The sequence below is a fragment of the Mannheimia granulomatis genome (genome assembly GCF_011455695.1).
GTDB classification, from domain to species: Bacteria; Pseudomonadota; Gammaproteobacteria; order Enterobacterales; family Pasteurellaceae; genus Mannheimia; species Mannheimia granulomatis_A.
Genome location: NZ_CP015030.1, coordinates 47,292 through 65,962, shown reverse-complemented (window position 1 = coordinate 65,962; position 18,671 = coordinate 47,292). Strand labels below are relative to the sequence as shown.

Sequence of the window (18,671 nt, the reverse complement as noted above, 5' to 3'; positions counted from 1 at the left end):
AGATCAGTATTAACAGAGTAAGATTATAGGTTTTGAGGTATTATTACTTCATTCTTATTTAGAAAATTGTAAGTGATGCAATACAAAAACCCCTATAGCATTCTCGTGATTATTTATGCAAAAAACACAAACCGGGTATTAATGTTACAACGCAAAGACGATCCCGATTTTTGGCAGTCGGTAACAGGATCTATCGGCATTGGCGAGCAACCTATTGATGCTGCATATCGTGAAGTATTTGAAGAAACTGGCTTGCAAATTTCTACACAAAAACAACCGCTTGTTGATTGTAATCAACAGATAGAATTTGAAATTTTTCCGCATTTTCGGTATAAATACGCACCTAATATCACACATTGTGTCGAACATTGGTTCTTACTGCCACTTGAAAGCGAGCAAGAACCAATTTTAAGCGAACATCTAGCCTATCGTTGGGTTTCGGTTGAGGAAGCGGTCAAAATGACGAAATCCCCGAACAACGCACAGGCGATAAAACAATATCTAACAACATTAAAATAAGGACAACAAAATGGCAGGCCATAGTAAGTGGGCAAATATTAAACACCGTAAAGCAGCTCAAGATGCTCAACGCGGTAAAATTTTTACTAAATTAATTCGTGAATTAGTAACCGCAGCAAAATTAGGCGGCGGTGATGTAAGTGCAAACCCTCGTTTACGTTCGGCAGTAGATAAAGCGTTATCCAGCAATATGACGCGTGATACCATCAACCGTGCAATCGAGCGTGGTGTAGGTGGTGGTGATGACACCAATATGGAAACCAAAATCTACGAAGGTTACGGCCCGGGTGGCACGGCGGTAATGGTAGAATGTTTAAGTGATAACGCAAACCGCACAATCTCTCAAGTTCGCCCAAGCTTTACCAAATGCGGTGGTAACTTAGGTACAGAAGGCTCTGTAGGCTATTTATTCAGCAAAAAAGGCTTAATTTTAATCGCATCAGGCGATGAAGATGCGTTAACCGAGGCGGCGATTGAAGCGGGTGCAGATGATATTCAAGTACAAGAAGACGGCTCATTTGAAATCTACACTGCTTGGGAAGATTTAGGCGATGTGCGTGATGGTATCGAAGCTGCCGGCTTTAAAATTGAGTCTGCAGAAGTAACAATGATTCCATCAACCACCGTTGAACTTGATGCAGAAACCGCACCAAAATTACTTGATTTAATCAATCGTCTTGAAGATTGTGATGATGTACAAAATGTTTATCACAATGGTGAAATCAGTGATGAAGTAGCTGCTCTTCTTTAAAAAGTTTGCAATTCTTTTAAAGAAAATGAACTTTTTCAAAATAAGTGGTCTAACTAAATGTGACTACTTATTTATAACAACAAGGAGAAAACTATGAAATTAGTGAAATTTGTTCCTGCTTTAGCGGCAACATTAGTCTTAGCTGCCTGTTCTAATGCTGGTAATCAACAGCCTGCTCAACCTAAAGAGAACCCTGTAGCACAAGCTGCAGAAAAAGCGGCTCAGCAAGTTAACGATATTGCAGGCACAGCACATGGTACAGGTGCAGTAAAAGTAGAAAAAGCAACTGATGGAGCGAAATCTATCGTATATCGTTGCCAAAACGGTAAACAAGTAAGCGCGACTTATGCCTTCCAAGGTGAAGAAGCTAAAGCAGTAAATTTAGTTTTAACTAACGGTAAAAAATCGCAAAAAATCGAAACATTAACACGTGATACTGCAAGTCAAGATTTTCCAGTGTTTAAATCAGACAAATACAATTGGAGTTTAGAGAGCGGTTTTTCTCTTTCATCTAACAACCAATCCGGTATGTTAGTGAAATATGGTGATAAAACGGATAAAATCTTAGCTAAACTTTGTAATGTGAATAAAGGCCTCACATCAAAATTGAATAAATAAAATCTCTTGATTTAAATTTAAAAAGCGGGAAGATATGTTCTATCTTCTCGCTTATTTTATGGAAAAATGTCTATTATTTTAGGAATTGACCCGGGTTCAAGGGTAACAGGTTACGGTATTATCCGTCAAAACGGTCGGAATTTAGAATATCTTGGCAGCGGTTCTATACGTACTGCTGCAGACGATCTTCCAACTCGTTTAAAGCGTATTTATGCAGGTGTGAGTGAAATTATTATTCAATTTCAACCAGATATGTTTGCGATTGAACAAGTTTTTATGGCAAAAAACCCTGATTCTGCATTAAAACTCGGACAAGCACGTGGAACAGCTATTGTGGCAGCAGTTAACCACGATTTACCTGTATTTGAATATGCCGCACGATTAGTAAAACAAACGGTTACAGGGATTGGATCAGCAGATAAAGTTCAAGTACAAGATATGGTAACCAGAATGCTACAACTCTCAGCTAAACCACAAGTGGATGCAGCCGATGCACTGGCAATTGCAATTACACACGCCCATTCTATGCAACATTCGCTGATTGTCGCCAAACAAAGTAACCAAAATGTCAGCAGCGAAAAAGAACAAATCTTAGCATTAATGAAAACCCGCTATAGCCGCGGGCGGTTTAGGCTGAAGGGTTAAACATTGCTTTTGCAAAATGAATATAAAAAAACGACCGCTTGTTTTGTGACAAACGGCCATTTTTTCATAAAATTTTACTCACCTTCAAATGGTGCTGAAAAACGTTCAATTCTTGCACCAATACCACGAAGTTTTTCTTCAATATGCTCGTATCCGCGATCAATATGGTAAATACGATCAACAATAGTTTCACCGGTTGCTATACAACCAGCTAACACCAAACTGATAGAAGCACGCAGATCTGTTGCCATAACCTCTGCAGGCTTTAAGCGCTCAACCCCGTAACAAATAGCAGTATTGCCTTCAATTTCACCTTTTGCACCCATGCGGTTAAGTTCAGGAATATGCATAAAGCGGTTTTCAAAAATGGTTTCAGTAATACGACTTGTACCATCTGCCACTGCATTCAACAAAGTAAACTGAGCCTGCATATCCGTTGGGAAACCAGGGTGTGGCATAGTGCGAATATTTACCGCTTTTGGTCTACGACCTAATGAATCAAGGGTGATAGTATCTTCTGTAACATCTACCTGCATTCCGGCTTCACGTAATTTTTCAATCACAGCATCAAGCGTATCCGCTTTAGTACCACGGCAAGTGATTCTGCCACCGGATACGGCAGCAGCGACTAAGAATGTACCTGTTTCAATACGATCAGGCACCACACTATGTTCACAGCCACCTAAATGCTCAACACCTTCAATGGTGATCATATCACTGCCTGCTCCGGAAATTTTCGCTCCCATAGCATTTAAGAACTCAGCGGTATCAACAATTTCCGGCTCACGGGCAGCATTTTCAATAACAGTTATCCCTCTTGCTAAAGTCGCTGCCATCATAACAGATAAAGTCGCACCAACGCTGACTTTATCCATATAGATTCTGGCACCATTTAAACGGCCATGAGATGTTGCTTTTACATAGCCTTCATCTAATTCAATTTGAGCCCCCATTTTTTCGAGACCGGAAATGTGCATATCTACCGGTCTAGCTCCGATAGTACAGCCACCCGGCAAAGAAACTTGGCCAACTTGAAAACGCGCTACCAACGGTGCTAGTGCCCAAATTGATGCTCGCATGGTTCTCACTAATTCATAAGGTGCAACATAGTTGTTAATTTGGCTTGCATCAATATGAACCACGCCTTTTTCTGTTCCTTTTTCAACTACAACGCCTAACTGACGTAAAATTTTGAAAGTAGTATCAACGTCTTTTAAATCAGGTACGTTTTTTAACGTCACCGGTTTTTCTGCCAAAATTGCAGCAAATAAAATAGGTAGTGCTGCGTTTTTCGCACCAGAAATATCAACGGTTCCGCTTAAAGTGAAAGGGCCGTGTACACGAAATTTTTCCATTTGGAATCCTAATATTAAGAATAACGATTTATAACAAAATACAAGCGGTCAAAAAAGTAAATTTTTTTGCAATTGCAAAGTTTTAGGTAAAAAGCACCGCTTGTTAATTAAGATAAAGGCTCGAATTAGCCAACCATATTCAGTAAGCGTTCAGTTTTCCATTTTTCTACGCTGAATACTTTAATAGTTAAAGCATGAATAGCATTTGTCGTGAAATGCTCTGCTAAAGGTGCATAAACGGCTTGTTGTTGTTTAACTCTTGAAAGAGCCGCAATGCTGTCACTTACTACAATTACACCAAAATGTGCATTTTCACCTTGTGCGTGTATTTCTGCTGCATCAGGAAAGGCCTGTTTTAAAATTTCTTCAATTTGTGATGGATTCATGTTAAGTCCTAACTATGATCTGATAATCAATTCTTAAATAATAAACTGCTCAAACCAACCGTCTAAGTCATATAAATCTGCCAATGTTTTTACAGAATCTGGGATATTAATCAAACTGTTTGGGATGATTTTATGATAATGGTTTAATAATTCAGCAAGCAAAGTGAAGCCGGCAGAATCCACTCGAGTAATTTCTTTTAAATCCCAATATAAATGTTGATTCGCTTTTGGTGATAAAAAAGAAGCACGTTGCTTCCATAACGGAAGCAACGTGTTACGAGTTAATTCGCCCGACAACCTCACAAATAAACTTTCATTGTTTTGCTGAATGTCCCATTGTAATGTTTTTTGAGGCATAACTAAACTACTTATTTTAATGTAATCGGTTGTTTTGCAGATTGAGCCACTTGTGCAGTTAAAGCATCAATCCCTTTTTGACGAATCACACCCGCCCATTCGTTTTGTTTGGTTGCAACCATACTCACACCTTCGGCCGCCATATCGTATGCTTGCCATTCGCCTGTTTTACTGTTTTTACGCCATTTAAAATCTAATTTAATTGGCTGTGCAGAACCATTCGCCAATACATTTACACGAATACTCACGATAGATTTGCCATCAACTGATTTCGGGCTTTCAATTTGCACATTTTGATCTTGATATTGCGTTAATACTTGCGCATAAGATTGCTCAACAAACTGACCAAAAGCGGTAAAAAATGCTTCTTTTTGTGCATCAGTGGCTGAAGCTAAATTTTTACCTAGCACTAACTGCCCTGCATATTTTACGTGAACATGCGGCATTAAATCATTACGTACAATAGTACGTAAATATTCCGGATTTGCTTTGATTTTGCTTTGATTTGCTTTGATATTGCCAAATAATTTATCTGCAGTTTGCTGCATTAATACATAAGGGCTGTTTTCTGCAAACGCATTTGTTGAAAATAATGTAGAAACAGCTACTAAAGCTGTCACGATAATTTTTTTAATGTTTTTTAACATTACTGATAATCTCCAAAACTCTCATTAGAGGTTACTATTACTTAAGTTACTCTGCTTTTGGTTCTGCAGAGTCACTCGCTTTTTCATCTTCAGTTTTATTTGACTTTTTATCACCATATAAGAACTGACCGATTAAATCTTCTAATACCATTGCCGAATTTGTATCAACAAAAGTATCACCTTCTTTCATCATTGCGGTTTCGCCTTCCATCACAAAGCCGACATTTAACGCAACATACTGCTCACCTAATAAACCGGAGGTTTTAATTGAAAGTGAGCTTGTATCTGGAATTTGGTTAAAACTTTGGTTCACTGCTAAAGCGACTTTAGGAGTATAAGTTTTTTCATCAAGAGAAATATCAGATACACGCCCCACTACAACGCCCCCTACTTTAATAGGAGCACGCACTTTTAGTCCACCAATATTATCAAAAGTTGCATAAAGGGTGTAAGTTTTCTCACTGGAAAACCCCTGCACATTTGCTACTCTCAGGCCTAAAAAAACGAGTGCAGCTAAACCGAGTAATACAAATAAACCTACCCAAAATTCATATTTAATTGATTGACGCATTGTCTGTTCCTTTTACTAAAATCAACTACCAAACATAATGGCAGTTAAAATAAAATCTAATCCTAAAATCACTAATGAAGCATTAACTACCGTCCTAGTAGTTGCTTGGCTTATCCCCTCTGAAGTTGGTAAGCAATCATAACCATTGAAAAGTGCAATCCAAACGACTGCAAAAGCAAAAATCAGGCTTTTAATAAAACCGTTGATCAGATCGGTGGCGGTCACTGAATTTTGCATCACAGACCAAAAACTTCCACCATCGACTCCTTTCCAGTCAACCCCGACAAGAGAACCGCCCCAAATTCCGATTGCAGTAAAAATTACCGCTAAAATCGGCATTGAAATTACACCCGCCCAAAAACGCGGTGCAATAATTCGTCTTAACGGATCTACCGCCATCATTTCAAGGCTGGAAAGCTGCTCTGTTGCTTTCATTAAACCAATTTCAGCCGTTAATGCCGAACCTGCCCGCCCGGCAAATAATAATGCTGTTACCACAGGCCCTAATTCACGTAAAAGCGAAAGGGAAACCAAAGTACCTAAACTGCTTTCTGCTGCAAAATCAACCAATACCACATAGCCTTGCAAGCCTAATACCATCCCGATAAATAAGCCTGAGAGCATAATAATCAGCAAGGATTGTACACCCAAAACATAAAGTTGTTTAATCAATAACGGCGTATGTTTACGAAATTCCGGCTTACCGACTAACGCTCCCCATAACATAAAGGTAGAACGCCCAAATGTGCGGATAAAGTTAATCACAAAAGCCCCAATTGAGCTAATAAACTTAACCATTAAATAGCTCCTCTGTATAATCTTTTGCCGGATAATGGAACCTTACCGGTCCATCTGATTTACCACTCAAAAACTGTACCACTTGTGGATCTTCACTTGCCAATAACATCTCTGCCGTGCCTTCTGCAATCACACGCTTATCTGCCACAATATAAGCATAATCGGCAATACTCAGTACCTCTTTTACATCGTGTGAAACCACAATTGAGGTTAAATTTAACGCCTGATTCAGCTCTTTAATGAGCTCAACAATCACCCCCATACTGATAGGATCTTGTCCGGTAAACGGCTCATCATACATAATCAAATCAGGATCTAATGCGATCGCACGAGCAAGAGCCGCACGGCGAGCCATACCGCCCGATAATTCAGACGGCATTAAATTAGCCGCTCCACGAAGTCCAACCGCTTCTAATTTTAGCAAAACTAATTTTCGAATGATTTCTTCGGGCAAACGGGTATGCTCTCGAATCGGGAATGCTACATTATCGAAAGTTGACATATCAGTAAATAACGCCCCAGATTGGAACAACATTCCCATACGTTGACGGATCTCATAAAGCTCTTTGTTATTAGCTTTACAAACATCTCTTCCATCAAATAATATTTCACCGGATTGCGGTAAAATCTGCCCACCAATCAAACGTAGCAAAGTTGTTTTACCAATGCCGGAAGGCCCCATAATGGCAGTAACCTTCCCTCTGCGCACTTGCAGATTTAGGTTATCGTAAATGACTCTTTCCCCTCGTTTAAAGGTCAGATTCTTCACTTCAACCAAATTTTCCGTTTTATACATCAAAATATGGACTCAAATTAATAAAAATGGCAGTTATGGTCTATCAAATTTCAGCGAATGTCAAAATACTTTTAAGAATCTGACAAAAAAATTGAGTAACAAGCGGTCAGATATTCTAAATTTTTTGCAAATTCGCTGAACTGAAAAAGAAAGGTTTTGTCTTAGCAAATACGAGTGTTTGCACTCGTAAATATAAAAAACATAGGATATAAGGAACATACACAATATGAATAGAACAATGAAGAAATCATTTTTAACTGCATTAATTTTAGGCTCAACAATCGCTGCAATGCCGATTGCTGCACAAGCAACCTTACCGACAGAAGTAAACGGTCAAGCATTACCAAGCCTTGCTCCAATGCTGGAAAAAGTTCGACCTGCAGTAGTGAGTATTGCTGTTGAAGGTAAAACAAAAGGGGAATCTCGTCATACCCGCGATATTCCGGAGGAATTTGAATTCTTCTTTGGTCCGAATGTAGATATGTTCGGAGATCGCTCCGGCCCTCGTAACTTCCGTGGAATGGGTTCTGGTGCGGTTATTAATGCAGAAAAAGGCTATATTATTACTAACAATCACGTCATTAACAATGCAGATAAAATCACAGTAAAACTGGAAGACGGACGTGAGTTTAAAACAAAATTAGTAGGTAGCGATCCACTTTCAGATGTCGCATTAATTCAAGTTGAAAATCCTAAGAATCTTACCGAAATTAAATTTGCCGATTCAGATACACTCCGTGTAGGCGACTTTACTGTGGCAATCGGAAATCCTTTTGGTTTAGGGCAAACTGTAACATCAGGCATTGTATCAGCACTTGGCCGTTCAACCGGACAATCGGACGAAGGTTATGAAAACTATATCCAAACCGATGCCGCAGTAAACCAAGGTAACTCAGGTGGTCCTTTAATTAACTTAAATGGCGAATTAATCGGTATTAACACTGCTATTATTTCTCCAAGTGGAGGAAATGCAGGTATTGCCTTCGCTATTCCAAGCAATATGGCAAACAGCCTTGTCACACAAATTATCGAATTTGGCGAAGTTAAACGCGGAATGCTGGGCATTAGAGGAGGCGAATTAAATGCAGATCTCGCTAAAGAGTTTAATATTTCCACCCAACAAGGTGCTTTCGTTAGCGAAGTGTTACCGGATTCCGCCGCTGCAAAAACCGGCTTTAAAGCAGGTGATGTAATTACTGAAATCAATGGTCAAAAAGTCCGTAGCTTCAGTGAGTTGAGAGCTAAAATAGCAACCTCAGGTGTTGGAAAAGAGATTGAATTAACTTACTTACGTGACGGCAAAGAAGCAAAGGCTAAAGTAACATTGCAATCCGATTCTGAAGCAAAAGTCACTGCCTCAAACCTACTTCCGGCTTTAAAAGGGGCTGACTTTAATAACTATAACGCCAAAGGCATGAAAGGAGTTGAAATTTCTAACGTAGAAAAAGGCTCGATTGCTGAAATGCGAAGTCTCAAAAAAGGCGATATTATCATCGGCGTAAACCGCCATTCAGTTGAAAATATTGCTGATTTACGCAAAATTTTAGAAGCAAAACCATCGGTAATCGCACTCAATATTGTGCGTGATGGAGCAAATTTCTATGTAATTCTGCAATAACTTTTTACTTACTCTCAATAAAAAAGCTGATGTTTCCATCAGCTTTTTTATTTTACTTTCTCTGCTGCCCTTGCAACATTTGGCGAGCCATTTCCATACTTTGGATTACCGCTCGGCGGTCGATGGATTCATTATTGCCATCCAACACTTTTCGCCAATAATCCAACGCCTCTTGATAGCGGTTATTAAGAAAACTGTCTGAAGCCAATAATAACAAGCTGGCACTTTCGGTTTTATCTAACAAGAGGGCTTGGTCAATTATCTCTTGGATTTCTGGCGTCATTTTCTGTCCGTTGTCGTAATAGCGAGCAGTTGCTACAGCACCTAAAACGGCAGGACGCTTGCCGAGCAATTTTTCGGCATTATCATAACAAATTAATGCCGAATCAAAATCATTGTTTAAGGTATAGGCTTGCCCCAATTCGTACCACAGATCGCCATTATTCGGGTTTTCTCGAAGCTGATTTTGTAGGCTAACAATATATCGATCGTTTTTGGATTCAGTCGGGTACTCAACGCTTTGCCGCTGGAATGCTTGGTGAGCCGAAATACCCTCTTGCACGGCTTGGTAACGCCCACTCTGCCAATAATAAGCTGACGACAGAACAAAAATCGCCAATAGACTGATTAATGTGGTCTTAGCAAGCGGTCGATTTTGTCCGTTTTTTTGCAACTGACTTTGCTCAAATTGCGTTTTTTCAAATTGATAGCGTTGCAGAGCCTCACGCTCAAATTCTTGACGTGCCTCTTCTGCAAAACGTTGGGCAAATTTGACCGCTTGTTGATAACTTTCTCTGCTTAATTGTTCACGGGTTTCCATTTTTTGCTCTATTTTCGTCTAGTTCGCCACAAAACTGCCATAAATAACAGGCTGATTAGCCCTAAAGGTAATCCCCAAAGTAGCCATGTTTGGCCTGTGAGTGGCGGATCGTAATTCACAAAACTGCCGAAACGTTCGGTCATAATGCGGATAATTTCCTCATTACTTTTACCCTGATTGACCATTTCATACACTTCGATTCTCAAGTTATAAGCGGCAGTAGCATTAGATTCCACCAAATTTTGATTTTGGCATTGCAAGCAGCGTAGTGAACGGGCGAGAGCAACTGCTCGCACACGATCTGATTCGTTTTTGAACTCAAAAGTATCCACCATTTGGGCTTGAGCTTGATGAATAAACAACATCGCTCCCAATACAAGCGGTAGAATTAACCAAATTTTTTGCAAATATCGTATTAGGCTACTTTTCATTTCTCAAAGCCTCTAATTTCGGCAGAAAATCTTGAGCAAAATCCGGGTTGTATCCCTTTTGCTGATAACGCACAATGCCATGGCGATCAATCAAATAGCTGGAAGGTGCGGAAGAAACTTTCAGCGTTTGAATCAAAAAGCCTTTTTCATAATCATCAATAACCAAACTAAACGGGTTGCCCCAATTTTCCAATGCTTTAATCGCATCATTAGGGCGATCGCTATAAGTCAGGCCTACAATCGGCACGCCCTTTTGTTTTAGTTCTAATAAAATTGGAAATTCCTTAATACACCACGTACACCAACTCGCCCAAACATTGAGAATATAAGGCTCTTTAGGCAATGAGTTGCTGTTTAAATGGGCATTACCATCAAGTAAGTTCTTGCCCACAAACTCAGGGAAAGGCCTGCCTTGCCAATCTTCAGTCGGAGCGATAGCATCTTTATTCATAAGTGGCACGGTAAGAAAGCCGGCAAGTGCAATCAGCAGAAAAAGCGGAATTAACAACAGCATTTTTTTCATTTTTTATATTCTCTACGATAACCCAATAATGCTAATAATGAAGCAATAATCATAATAATCCCTCCCAACCACAAGGCTTGCACATAAGGTTTGTAGTGCAGCCGGAAGGCGTATTCCAAATTACCGAATTTATCGCCCATCACAATGTAAATATCGTCTAAATAGTGATGATATAGCCCGACTTCTGCCATAGTCATCGTACGAACGTCATAATAACGTCTTTCAGGAGTAACAGTCGCAAGGTTTTCACCCGCTCTGCTAATGGAGAAAACAGCTTGTTCCGCCGTATAATTTGGGCCGATTAAATCATTATAGTTTTCATATTTAAAGGTAAAACCTCCAAGCTCTGCCTGCTCATTTGGCTTTAAGCGTACGCCGACCTCATCGCCATAGTAACTGTTCATCATTGCCCCAATAACACAAATAGCAAATCCAATATGTGCCAAACGCATTGCAAGCGGTCTGATTTTAAACATAAATTGCAAATACGGAAGATGAGTTAAGATAATCCAAATCGCAAGGCTGACAAACACCACAGGCAGTAACGCCAACTCAAAATGCGGACGTTGGGAAATCGTGTGATAAATCAAGGCTAATGCTAGGCCAATCGCCACAGGTAATAGCCATAATTTTACTAAAATCTGTTTAATAGGGATCTGCTTCCAACGCAGCACAACTGCCAACCCCATTACAATCATCAGCAGCAAAGTGAGCGGAGCAAACACATTATTAAAATAAGGTGCTCCTACCGAAATACTCCCCCAATTCATCACGGTGAAAATCATCGGGTAGAATGTGCCGAGCAAAACCACCGAGGTTGCAACACTTAATAAACCGTTGATCATCAAAAATGCGGTTTCTTTTGAGAACAAATTAAACTGTACCTTGCCTTGCCATAAATCGACCTTAAAAGCAAACAACGCCAAAGCAATAAAACTGAGGCTGAAAAACAGCACCAATAATGCCATACCGCGATCAGGATCAACCGCAAAGGCATGAACCGAGGTTAAAATGCCCGAACGCACAATAAAAGTGCCGAGCAAACTTAAAGCAAAAGCAAAAATGGCGAGCAAGATCGTCCAATAATAGAAAATCCCCCGCTGCTGGCTCACGATCAAACTATGCACTAATGCAGTACCCAGTAGCCAAGGCATTAATGAGGCGTTTTCCACAGGATCCCAAAACCACCAGCCGCCCCAGCCAAGTTCATAATACGCCCACCAAGCGCCTAAAATAATGCCTGCAGTAAGAAATCCCCACGAGATCATTGTCCACGGGCGAATCCAACGCATAATGGCAGCATCCATTCCACCGCAAAGTAAAGCTGATACAATCATTGCAAAGCTTACCGCAAAACCAACATAGCCTAAATAGAGCAAAGGAGGATGGAAGATTAAGCCAATATCTTGCAGCATTGGATTAAGATCTCTGCCTTCCGGTGGCACAGGAAAAGCACGTTCAAACGGGTTAGAAACAAGTAAAATAAAAAGCAAAAAGCCAAGTGCGATTACACCTAGCATCGTTAAGGCTCGATTAGCAAACAAGCGGTCAATTTTTTGAGAAAATTTGCAAAAAACTGCCGACCAAATAACAAGTGCGGTCAACCAAAATAGCATTGAGCCTTCATGTCCGCCCCAAGTTGCTGCGAACTTAAAGAAATCAGGCAACTGGCTGTTAGAATGGGAAGAGACATAGGTAACTGAAAAGTCATCAGTTAAAAATGCATAGACCAAAATAGAAAAAGCAAGTGTGGTGAAAGTAGCTTGTAAATAAGTAAAAAGAGGTGCCAACGCCAGCCAATGATATTGCTTGCGTACTTCTCCCCATAAAGAAAAACTGACTTGGAAAATAGCTGTTAGTGCAGCCATTAAAAGTGAAAAATAGCCCAGTTCCGGTAGCATAATAAATCCAAAATATGACCGCTTGTAAAGGTTTGGTAGGAAAAGATTTTATCTCTATCTTCTAATCTATGAATAAAACGGGAGGGTTAAAACCCTCCCCTACCAAATTACCGATTAACTTTTCCTTAGCTCGCAACCGTAAGCTGTCCAGCGTAAAGAATAAAGTAACGTAAACAGAGTACACCGATTAAGTCAAAAATGGAAATTAAAATAATAAATTTCACATTATGTTTCAAGCGATGGCTACCAAAAATATTTGCAGTCAGTGGAATTGCAATACCAATCAGCATCACACCAATCCAGAAAACCGTTCCCCAGAAGCCTGAAAGTGCATTAGCTAATGCCAATGATTTATCTGCACCGCCGAAATGTAAGCCCACGAAGAAGGCCACAATTAAGCCTAATTCAGTTACCATAATCGGCACTTCAAATTTGTGCATAAAGTGAACTTCATGGCTTTCGCCCGATAATTTACCGGCAATTAACACCATAAGGAAAGTTGCCGCAATGCCTGATGATGCACCAGATGCTAAAAATAATGCTGGTAACACAGGATTGTTTAACATCGGATAACTAACTAAGGCTGATAATAAGAATCCAGTGTAAGCACCTAATACTGCGGCCAATACAAATAGAATAAACTCAATCGGTTTTAAGAGTTTAGCTTCTGCAAAATCAATCCAACCCAGCAAAAATTTAAACATTGGTAGATAGCGGTTTACAAAACACGCCAGCCAATCTTTAAACATAATAGCAATCCAAACAACAAGAACGGCCATATAAAGCTGGAATAACATTACCCCCATCGACATCACGGATGTAAAGTTATAATTGAACATTAATTTCCAGAATGTCCACGGTTTCGTTAAGTGAAAAATCAGTAATAACAAGCCGATGATAGTTGGTAAAGTGCCTAAAATTGCTGCACTACGGATAATCCAGTTTTGGCTTGGCTTTTCGATTTTTACGCCACTATTGCGGTAAGCAATCGCTAACTGAACCGCACCTGATGAAATACCAAGTAGGAATAAGTAAATTGCGATTGTGCCATCCCAAACGAGGTTTGGGGTTTGGAAAGGTACATATTCATTCATTATCTATGCTCTCCTTTACCAAATGGAATGTGATACAAGTTCGGCTCTGTGCCTAGCGATGTTTTCGTACGATAAACCGGATTGTTTTTCACTTTATGGAAAATATCACTTGTAGGATCATTCATATCACCAAAGGTTAATGCTTTGGTCGGGCAAGCCTCAACACAAGCCGGTTGTTTGCCCTCAGCCAAGTTGGTGTCACGACAGAAGTTACATTTATCTGCCGATTTTTTCTCCGGATGAATAAAACGTACACGATATGGACAAACCGCGATACAGTATTGGCAACCAACACACAAATCTGCGTGAACATCAACAATACCGGTTTGTGGATCGATAAATGAGGCTCCCGTCGGGCAAACACTCACACAAGGTGCATTAGTGCAATGTTGGCAAGATTGGCGGAAAAACTCATATTGTACGTTAGGAAATTCACCAAAAGGTTCACTACGGATAATTTCTAAGCGAGATACGCCTGCCGGCACATTATTGGTAGTACGGCACGCATCCATACAAGCTGTACAGCCGATACAAGATGTTTCATCGTGTACCATCGCATAGCGAATTTTCTTTTGTTCTTTCTCAGTAGCAAGAGTTATAGAAGTGGCAAGGCCTGTACTTGCCACAACTGCGATAGCACCTGCCCCTGAGACGAAATCTCTACGGGTGCAAGTCATTATTTTGTTCCTTTTGCTTCTGTGGCTTTCATTTCAGGATTTTTAAATTCTCCTGAATGAATTTTAGTATGGCAATCAACACAGAGTTTGATTCTGTCTTTTTCACTAATCGCCTTCATTGGCTCTTTCTCTGGGTGTAATTCATGGCAGTTAGTACAAGAAATTTTCGTTGCATGAGTATCATGAGCCCAGAATTTTTCACGTAATTTCTCCGGAGTATGGCAAGCGGTACAGACTTGATTCTGCTCGTTAACAGAACGCTCAAGTGAAGGATTGCTTGCTTTACCGTGAGGATTAAAACGCATTACATCTTTTGCACCTTTACGGTGGCTTTCAGAAATGTTGCCATGACAACTTACACAGGTAATCGGCTGACCATTATTCGGGCTTTTTACATCTTGTTGGAAATGCTTACCCCCGTGGTGGAAAGGCTTACCAGTTGCATTAGCCGATTCATGACATTGGGTACAATATTTGTTTGGGTCACGGCGTGCATCATTTGAAATTTTTGCACCATCTGATGTTTGCTCGACCCAAAGAGGTTTTGGTTGCTCCGGCATTACCGCATTAGCGGTTGGAATTGCAAAAAAACCTGCAAATACGACCGCTTGTATGAGGGCGATTGCTCGCCCTGTTTTTGAAATTAAGTTTTTCATAGTTCACCTCAAGCTACATTATTTTGCTTCTGCTTTTGGTGCTGCTGTTTCTTCTGCCGGTAATAAGCCCTTAGCACGAGCTTCTTTTTCCCATTGAGGAACTACAGTTTTTAAGAACTCCTCTTTCGCAGCTTTATCTTTTGGAATATCTAAACCAATCGCCACTTGTGCTTTTTCTTTGGTTGAAATATCTGGAATGGCTACAGGAGTTGTTACGCCATGTTTCGCTAATACTACACCTAATTGAGAGCGAGCATCTGCAGCACGGTCGATACCTGTTGCGATAGTACGTAACATGACATCCGGTGCATGGAAGTGGTTACCATGACCTGCGGCTGAATAATCCCAACGCCATTGAGAGTGACGGATTGCAGTTAAGATATCTTTCATCTCTTCTGCTGTTGCGCCTGCATCCCATGCAGCTTTCGCTTCGAAGTGAGCTTTCACTAATTGATCTTCTAAACGAATCATCGCTTCTTTTACTTCGTGTTTGTACTCTTTAACACGTTTTTCCAAGGTTTCTTTACTTTGTTCATGACAAGTTTTACAAGTCGCTTCAAAGTTATCAAATGGATTGCCGATTTTATGTTCGGTATAAACTTTTCCATCTTTATCTTTCACCTTAGGCATATGGCAGTCAATACAGGTTACACCGTTTTTACCATGCGTACCTTGTGCCCAAACCTCAAAATCCGGGTGCTGCGTTTTCAACATTGGCGCTTTAGATAAGGCGTGAGTCCAGTCGGTAAAATTGATTTCATCATAATATTTTTCGATGCTATCAACATCAATCCCGTTCTTCCAAGGGAAGGTCACATCTGTTTTATTTTTAAAGTAATATTCAACGTGGCAATTTGCACACACAGCCGGACGTTTACCGTGTTTATCGAGATCTTCAAATTTCCAGCCGATAGTATTTAAAGCACGTAATACATGCGGACGAGCTACTCGTAAGGCAGCTTTACCTTGCTTAAATTCCTCTGATGCAGTGTCATGGCAGTCTGCACAACCGATTGGATTAACGACTTCCGAACCATATTTCGCCCATTTTGGATCAAAATAGCCACGCTCACCTTTTTCTTCGATTAAACGTGCTACATCAGGGCTTTTACACGCCCAACACGCCATCGGCTGAGGACCATCATTTTCATCTTTAGGAGCACCTGTACGTAAAATCTCACGCACATCTGTAATTGCATAATAATGCCCACGAGGCTTATTATAATCTTTAGCAAATGCATAACCTGCCCATAAAATCACATAACGGGGATCAGCTTCTAACGCACTACCTCGATCGGTTGAACTAGAAGTTGCCTTCCAAGAGTTATATTGTAATGGGTATTTTTCTGCAAAAAGATGATTTGCAGATTCAACCGTTATGCCTAATTTTTCGTGTTTCATCGCTTTATCTGTTAGCGATTCTGTTTTTGCTTCTTCAGCTAAAGCAGTTTGAAAACACCCCAATATTGAAATTGTCGCCACGGCTAGGCTTTTTGCTAAAAATTTCATTTTGGTTCTCCCACGCAGGTAAAAAAATCATTAGATAAAAGTAAGGATATTTCCTATTAAATTAATAAGATAATCCTAATAATTCATTAGTGAGAATATGAAATTTAAGTCAAACCGACTATCTGAAAATGAAGATTTATTGAATTAAATCAAGAAAATTTCGCAAAATACCTCTTAAGTGTTAACCCCTTCTCTTAGCTAAATAAAAACGACTTTTATTTAGCTAAGTCACGCGAAAAATACGGCTTAGTTTCACCGAAAATAAAGTTTAAAAAACTGCGAATTTATGGTATCTATATCACCTTCTTTTAAAATAATAAAAACCTTAAGAGGCACAACATCAATGAATGGTGCAAGATTAATTACCGAGAGCTTAAAAGCTCACGGTGTCACAACTCTCTTTGGCTATCCGGGAGGCGCGATTATGCCTACCTACGATGCCATCTACGACTCGGGTTTAGATCATCTTCTCTGCCGTAACGAACAAGGCGCAGCAATGGCAGCTATTGGCTATGCGCGCTCCACTGGAAAAGTAGGCGTTTGTATTGCTACCTCCGGCCCTGGTGCGACTAACTTAATTACCGGCTTAGGCGATGCTGCATTAGACTCCATCCCTATTGTTGCAATTACAGGGCAAGTGGCAAGCCATTTAATCGGCACAGATGCTTTCCAAGAAGCAGATGTATTAGGTTTATCACTCGGCTGTACTAAACACAGTTTTATCGTTCAAAATATCCAGGAATTGCCTGAAATTTTAGCTCTCGCGTTCCAAATTGCCCAAAGTGGCAGACCCGGGCCGGTCTTAGTTGATGTGCCTCGCGATGTGCAATTAGCTGCTACCTCTGCTGAGCCGATTGTTTATCCAAAAGAAAAGCCCGCTTTACAAAATCCGGAGAACTTACTTGCTGCCAAAAAATTATTAATAGAAGCAAAACGTCCTGTGCTTTATGTCGGTGGCGGTGTGGGCATGGCTGATGGTGTGCAAGCGGTCAGAAATTTCGTAAAAATTGCAAATATTCCATCTGTTTCCACCCTAAAAGGCTTAGGCACTATTGATCCTACCGATCCGCTTTATATGGGTATGATCGGCATGCACGGCACTAAAGCAGCGAACTATGCTGTTCAAGAGTGCGATTTGCTGATTGCCTGTGGTGCACGTTTTGATGATCGTGTAACCGGTAAGTTAGACACTTTTGCTCCCCACGCTAAAGTGATCCATATTGATATTGACAATGCCGAGATCAATAAACTACGTAAAGTTCAAGTAGCTTTACAAGGCGATCTGATCGAAGCTGTAAACTATTTAGCTCAACCGCTTTCTATTGACGCCTGGCGTGAAGATATCCGCAATTTAAAACAGCAATTTGATTTCCAATATCAAGAGAATTCAGATGAAGGCGATATTAATGCCGTGGCATTATTAAATACGCTTTCCGAGCGTAAAGCGAAAAACAGCGTAGTCACTACCGATGTCGGCCAGCACCAAATGTGGTCGGCACAGCATTTAACTTATCACGATCCGAAAAACTACATTACCTCAGCCGGCTTTGGTTCCATGGGGTTTGGCTTGCCTGCGGCTATCGGAGCGATTAAAGCCCGCCCGAATGATCAGGTGATTGTGATTACAGGCGATGGTTCCATTATGATGAATATTCAGGAGTTAGGCTCGATCAAACGTGCCAATCTGCCGGTGAAAATTCTACTTTTAGATAATCAACGCTTGGGAATGGTTCGTCAATGGCAATCACTATTCTTTCACGGTCGCCACAGTCATACCATTTTAGATGATAATCCTGATTTTGTGATGCTGGCAAAAGCCTTTGATATTGAGGGTGAACGCATTGAAAAAGCAAATGAAGTCTCGGACGCTATCAATCGCTTTCTCAATGCCAAAGGAGCCTATTTACTGCATGTTTGCATTCCACAAGAAGATAACGTTTGGCCGCTTGTGCCACCGGGTGCCTGCAATGCTGATATGTTGGACGATGATGTATAGGAG

21 protein-coding genes are annotated in these 18,671 nt (G+C 40.4%); 6 read left to right on the top strand and 15 right to left on the bottom strand.

Features of this window, described 5'->3' with window-relative positions:
* Window positions 1-75 precede the first annotated feature (75 nt).
* The 4 genes from nudB (at window position 76) to ruvC (ending at window position 2,533) form a co-directional block, all read left to right on the top strand.
* On the top strand, window positions 76-519 hold the full coding sequence (gene nudB / locus A4G16_RS00330) for a dihydroneopterin triphosphate diphosphatase (RefSeq protein WP_165889865.1): 444 nt from the start codon (window positions 76-78) through the stop codon (window positions 517-519).
* Between the two features lie 10 nt (window positions 520-529).
* Complete coding sequence (locus A4G16_RS00325; protein ID WP_165888204.1) at window positions 530-1,270, top strand: YebC/PmpR family DNA-binding transcriptional regulator; 741 nt, start codon at window positions 530-532, stop codon at window positions 1,268-1,270.
* Between the two features lie 93 nt (window positions 1,271-1,363).
* Window positions 1,364-1,888, top strand: coding sequence for a DUF7606 domain-containing protein (locus tag A4G16_RS00320; RefSeq protein WP_165888203.1), 525 nt, complete (start codon window positions 1,364-1,366; stop codon window positions 1,886-1,888).
* 66 nt (window positions 1,889-1,954) lie between these two features.
* Complete coding sequence (gene ruvC, locus A4G16_RS00315) at window positions 1,955-2,533, top strand: crossover junction endodeoxyribonuclease RuvC (RefSeq protein ID WP_165888202.1); 579 nt, start codon at window positions 1,955-1,957, stop codon at window positions 2,531-2,533.
* A 74-nt stretch (window positions 2,534-2,607) separates the two neighbouring features.
* Here ruvC and murA read toward each other — a convergent pair whose 3' ends face one another.
* The 7 genes from murA to mlaF form a co-directional block, all read right to left on the bottom strand.
* Window positions 2,608-3,888, bottom strand: coding sequence for a UDP-N-acetylglucosamine 1-carboxyvinyltransferase (gene murA, locus A4G16_RS00310; RefSeq protein WP_165888201.1), 1,281 nt, complete (start codon window positions 3,886-3,888; stop codon window positions 2,608-2,610).
* Window positions 3,889-4,013: 125 nt separating this feature from the next.
* Window positions 4,014-4,274: a BolA family protein gene (locus tag A4G16_RS00305; RefSeq protein ID WP_027075062.1), complete on the bottom strand. Its 261-nt coding sequence runs from the start codon at window positions 4,272-4,274 to the stop codon at window positions 4,014-4,016.
* A 33-nt stretch (window positions 4,275-4,307) separates the two neighbouring features.
* Window positions 4,308-4,631: an STAS domain-containing protein gene (locus A4G16_RS00300; RefSeq protein ID WP_027075061.1), complete on the bottom strand. Its 324-nt coding sequence runs from the start codon at window positions 4,629-4,631 to the stop codon at window positions 4,308-4,310.
* Between the two features lie 11 nt (window positions 4,632-4,642).
* On the bottom strand, window positions 4,643-5,278 hold the full coding sequence (mlaC, locus tag A4G16_RS00295) for a phospholipid-binding protein MlaC (RefSeq protein WP_165888200.1): 636 nt from the start codon (window positions 5,276-5,278) through the stop codon (window positions 4,643-4,645).
* A gap of 46 nt (window positions 5,279-5,324) precedes the next feature.
* Window positions 5,325-5,849, bottom strand: a complete 525-nt coding sequence (gene mlaD / locus A4G16_RS00290; RefSeq protein ID WP_165888199.1) for an outer membrane lipid asymmetry maintenance protein MlaD — start codon at window positions 5,847-5,849, stop codon at window positions 5,325-5,327.
* 21 nt (window positions 5,850-5,870) lie between these two features.
* Window positions 5,871-6,647, bottom strand: coding sequence for a lipid asymmetry maintenance ABC transporter permease subunit MlaE (mlaE, locus tag A4G16_RS00285; RefSeq protein ID WP_165888198.1), 777 nt, complete (start codon window positions 6,645-6,647; stop codon window positions 5,871-5,873).
* Entirely contained in the window at window positions 6,640-7,443 is an 804-nt protein-coding gene (gene mlaF, locus A4G16_RS00280; protein WP_165888197.1) for a phospholipid ABC transporter ATP-binding protein MlaF, read from the bottom strand. Before mlaF ends, mlaE begins: the two co-directional genes overlap by 8 nt.
* Window positions 7,444-7,669: 226 nt before the next feature.
* On the opposite strand from mlaF, the gene A4G16_RS00275 reads away from it, so the two are divergent.
* Window positions 7,670-9,061 carry a Do family serine endopeptidase gene (locus A4G16_RS00275; RefSeq protein WP_165888196.1) on the top strand — a complete coding sequence of 464 codons (1,392 nt, stop codon included), beginning with the start codon at window positions 7,670-7,672 and terminating at the stop codon, window positions 9,059-9,061.
* A gap of 52 nt (window positions 9,062-9,113) precedes the next feature.
* Here A4G16_RS00275 and A4G16_RS00270 read toward each other — a convergent pair whose 3' ends face one another.
* The 8 genes from A4G16_RS00270 to nrfA all read right to left on the bottom strand — a co-directional run bounded on the left by A4G16_RS00270 (window position 9,114) and on the right by nrfA (window position 16,672).
* Window positions 9,114-9,881 (bottom strand): cytochrome C biogenesis protein, encoded by a 768-nt coding sequence (locus tag A4G16_RS00270; RefSeq protein ID WP_165888195.1) that lies wholly within the window; start codon window positions 9,879-9,881, stop codon window positions 9,114-9,116.
* An 8-nt stretch (window positions 9,882-9,889) separates the two neighbouring features.
* A complete protein-coding gene (nrfF, locus tag A4G16_RS00265; protein WP_165888194.1) occupies window positions 9,890-10,312 on the bottom strand; it encodes a heme lyase NrfEFG subunit NrfF in 423 nt (140 codons plus the stop codon).
* Window positions 10,302-10,835, bottom strand: coding sequence for a redoxin family protein (locus tag A4G16_RS00260; RefSeq protein ID WP_165888193.1), 534 nt, complete (start codon window positions 10,833-10,835; stop codon window positions 10,302-10,304). The genes nrfF and A4G16_RS00260 overlap by 11 nt, the downstream gene beginning before the upstream one ends.
* Window positions 10,832-12,736, bottom strand: a complete 1,905-nt coding sequence (nrfE, locus tag A4G16_RS00255) for a heme lyase NrfEFG subunit NrfE (protein WP_165888192.1) — start codon at window positions 12,734-12,736, stop codon at window positions 10,832-10,834. Before nrfE ends, A4G16_RS00260 begins: the two co-directional genes overlap by 4 nt.
* A 125-nt stretch (window positions 12,737-12,861) precedes the next feature.
* Complete coding sequence (gene nrfD, locus A4G16_RS00250) at window positions 12,862-13,830, bottom strand: cytochrome c nitrite reductase subunit NrfD (RefSeq protein ID WP_165888191.1); 969 nt, start codon at window positions 13,828-13,830, stop codon at window positions 12,862-12,864.
* A complete protein-coding gene (gene nrfC, locus A4G16_RS00245; RefSeq protein ID WP_165888190.1) occupies window positions 13,830-14,507 on the bottom strand; it encodes a cytochrome c nitrite reductase Fe-S protein in 678 nt (225 codons plus the stop codon). Before nrfC ends, nrfD begins: the two co-directional genes overlap by 1 nt.
* The gene (nrfB, locus tag A4G16_RS00240) at window positions 14,507-15,163 is read right to left on the bottom strand and encodes a cytochrome c nitrite reductase pentaheme subunit (protein ID WP_165888189.1); all 657 of its coding nucleotides are present in this window, start codon (window positions 15,161-15,163) and stop codon (window positions 14,507-14,509) included. Before nrfB ends, nrfC begins: the two co-directional genes overlap by 1 nt.
* An 18-nt stretch (window positions 15,164-15,181) precedes the next feature.
* Window positions 15,182-16,672: an ammonia-forming nitrite reductase cytochrome c552 subunit gene (nrfA, locus tag A4G16_RS00235; protein ID WP_165888188.1), complete on the bottom strand. Its 1,491-nt coding sequence runs from the start codon at window positions 16,670-16,672 to the stop codon at window positions 15,182-15,184.
* A 343-nt stretch (window positions 16,673-17,015) separates the two neighbouring features.
* Between nrfA and ilvG the strand changes: the two genes are divergently transcribed.
* Entirely contained in the window at window positions 17,016-18,668 is a 1,653-nt protein-coding gene (gene ilvG / locus A4G16_RS00230; protein ID WP_165888187.1) for an acetolactate synthase 2 catalytic subunit, read from the top strand.
* Window positions 18,669-18,671: the final 3 nt, after the last annotated feature.

Excerpts from the sequence above, each read along its gene's own strand:
- nudB (WP_165889865.1), top strand. The coding sequence starts at position 76 with ATGCAATACAAAAACCCCTATAGCATTCTCGTGATTATTTATGCAAAA.
- A4G16_RS00325 (WP_165888204.1), top strand. The coding sequence starts at position 530 with ATGGCAGGCCATAGTAAGTGGGCAAATATTAAACACCGTAAAGCAGCT.
- A4G16_RS00320 (WP_165888203.1), top strand. The coding sequence starts at position 1,364 with ATGAAATTAGTGAAATTTGTTCCTGCTTTAGCGGCAACATTAGTCTTA.
- ruvC (WP_165888202.1), top strand. The coding sequence starts at position 1,955 with ATGTCTATTATTTTAGGAATTGACCCGGGTTCAAGGGTAACAGGTTAC.
- murA (WP_165888201.1), bottom strand. The coding sequence starts at position 3,888 with ATGGAAAAATTTCGTGTACACGGCCCTTTCACTTTAAGCGGAACCGTT.
- A4G16_RS00305 (WP_027075062.1), bottom strand. The coding sequence starts at position 4,274 with ATGAATCCATCACAAATTGAAGAAATTTTAAAACAGGCCTTTCCTGAT.
- A4G16_RS00300 (WP_027075061.1), bottom strand. The coding sequence starts at position 4,631 with ATGCCTCAAAAAACATTACAATGGGACATTCAGCAAAACAATGAAAGT.
- mlaC (WP_165888200.1), bottom strand. The coding sequence starts at position 5,278 with ATGTTAAAAAACATTAAAAAAATTATCGTGACAGCTTTAGTAGCTGTT.
- mlaD (WP_165888199.1), bottom strand. The coding sequence starts at position 5,849 with ATGCGTCAATCAATTAAATATGAATTTTGGGTAGGTTTATTTGTATTA.
- mlaE (WP_165888198.1), bottom strand. The coding sequence starts at position 6,647 with ATGGTTAAGTTTATTAGCTCAATTGGGGCTTTTGTGATTAACTTTATC.
- mlaF (WP_165888197.1), bottom strand. The coding sequence starts at position 7,443 with ATGTATAAAACGGAAAATTTGGTTGAAGTGAAGAATCTGACCTTTAAA.
- A4G16_RS00275 (WP_165888196.1), top strand. The coding sequence starts at position 7,670 with ATGAATAGAACAATGAAGAAATCATTTTTAACTGCATTAATTTTAGGC.
- A4G16_RS00270 (WP_165888195.1), bottom strand. The coding sequence starts at position 9,881 with ATGGAAACCCGTGAACAATTAAGCAGAGAAAGTTATCAACAAGCGGTC.
- nrfF (WP_165888194.1), bottom strand. The coding sequence starts at position 10,312 with ATGAAAAGTAGCCTAATACGATATTTGCAAAAAATTTGGTTAATTCTA.
- A4G16_RS00260 (WP_165888193.1), bottom strand. The coding sequence starts at position 10,835 with ATGAAAAAAATGCTGTTGTTAATTCCGCTTTTTCTGCTGATTGCACTT.
- nrfE (WP_165888192.1), bottom strand. The coding sequence starts at position 12,736 with ATGCTACCGGAACTGGGCTATTTTTCACTTTTAATGGCTGCACTAACA.
- nrfD (WP_165888191.1), bottom strand. The coding sequence starts at position 13,830 with ATGAATGAATATGTACCTTTCCAAACCCCAAACCTCGTTTGGGATGGC.
- nrfC (WP_165888190.1), bottom strand. The coding sequence starts at position 14,507 with ATGACTTGCACCCGTAGAGATTTCGTCTCAGGGGCAGGTGCTATCGCA.
- nrfB (WP_165888189.1), bottom strand. The coding sequence starts at position 15,163 with ATGAAAAACTTAATTTCAAAAACAGGGCGAGCAATCGCCCTCATACAA.
- nrfA (WP_165888188.1), bottom strand. The coding sequence starts at position 16,672 with ATGAAATTTTTAGCAAAAAGCCTAGCCGTGGCGACAATTTCAATATTG.
- ilvG (WP_165888187.1), top strand. The coding sequence starts at position 17,016 with ATGAATGGTGCAAGATTAATTACCGAGAGCTTAAAAGCTCACGGTGTC.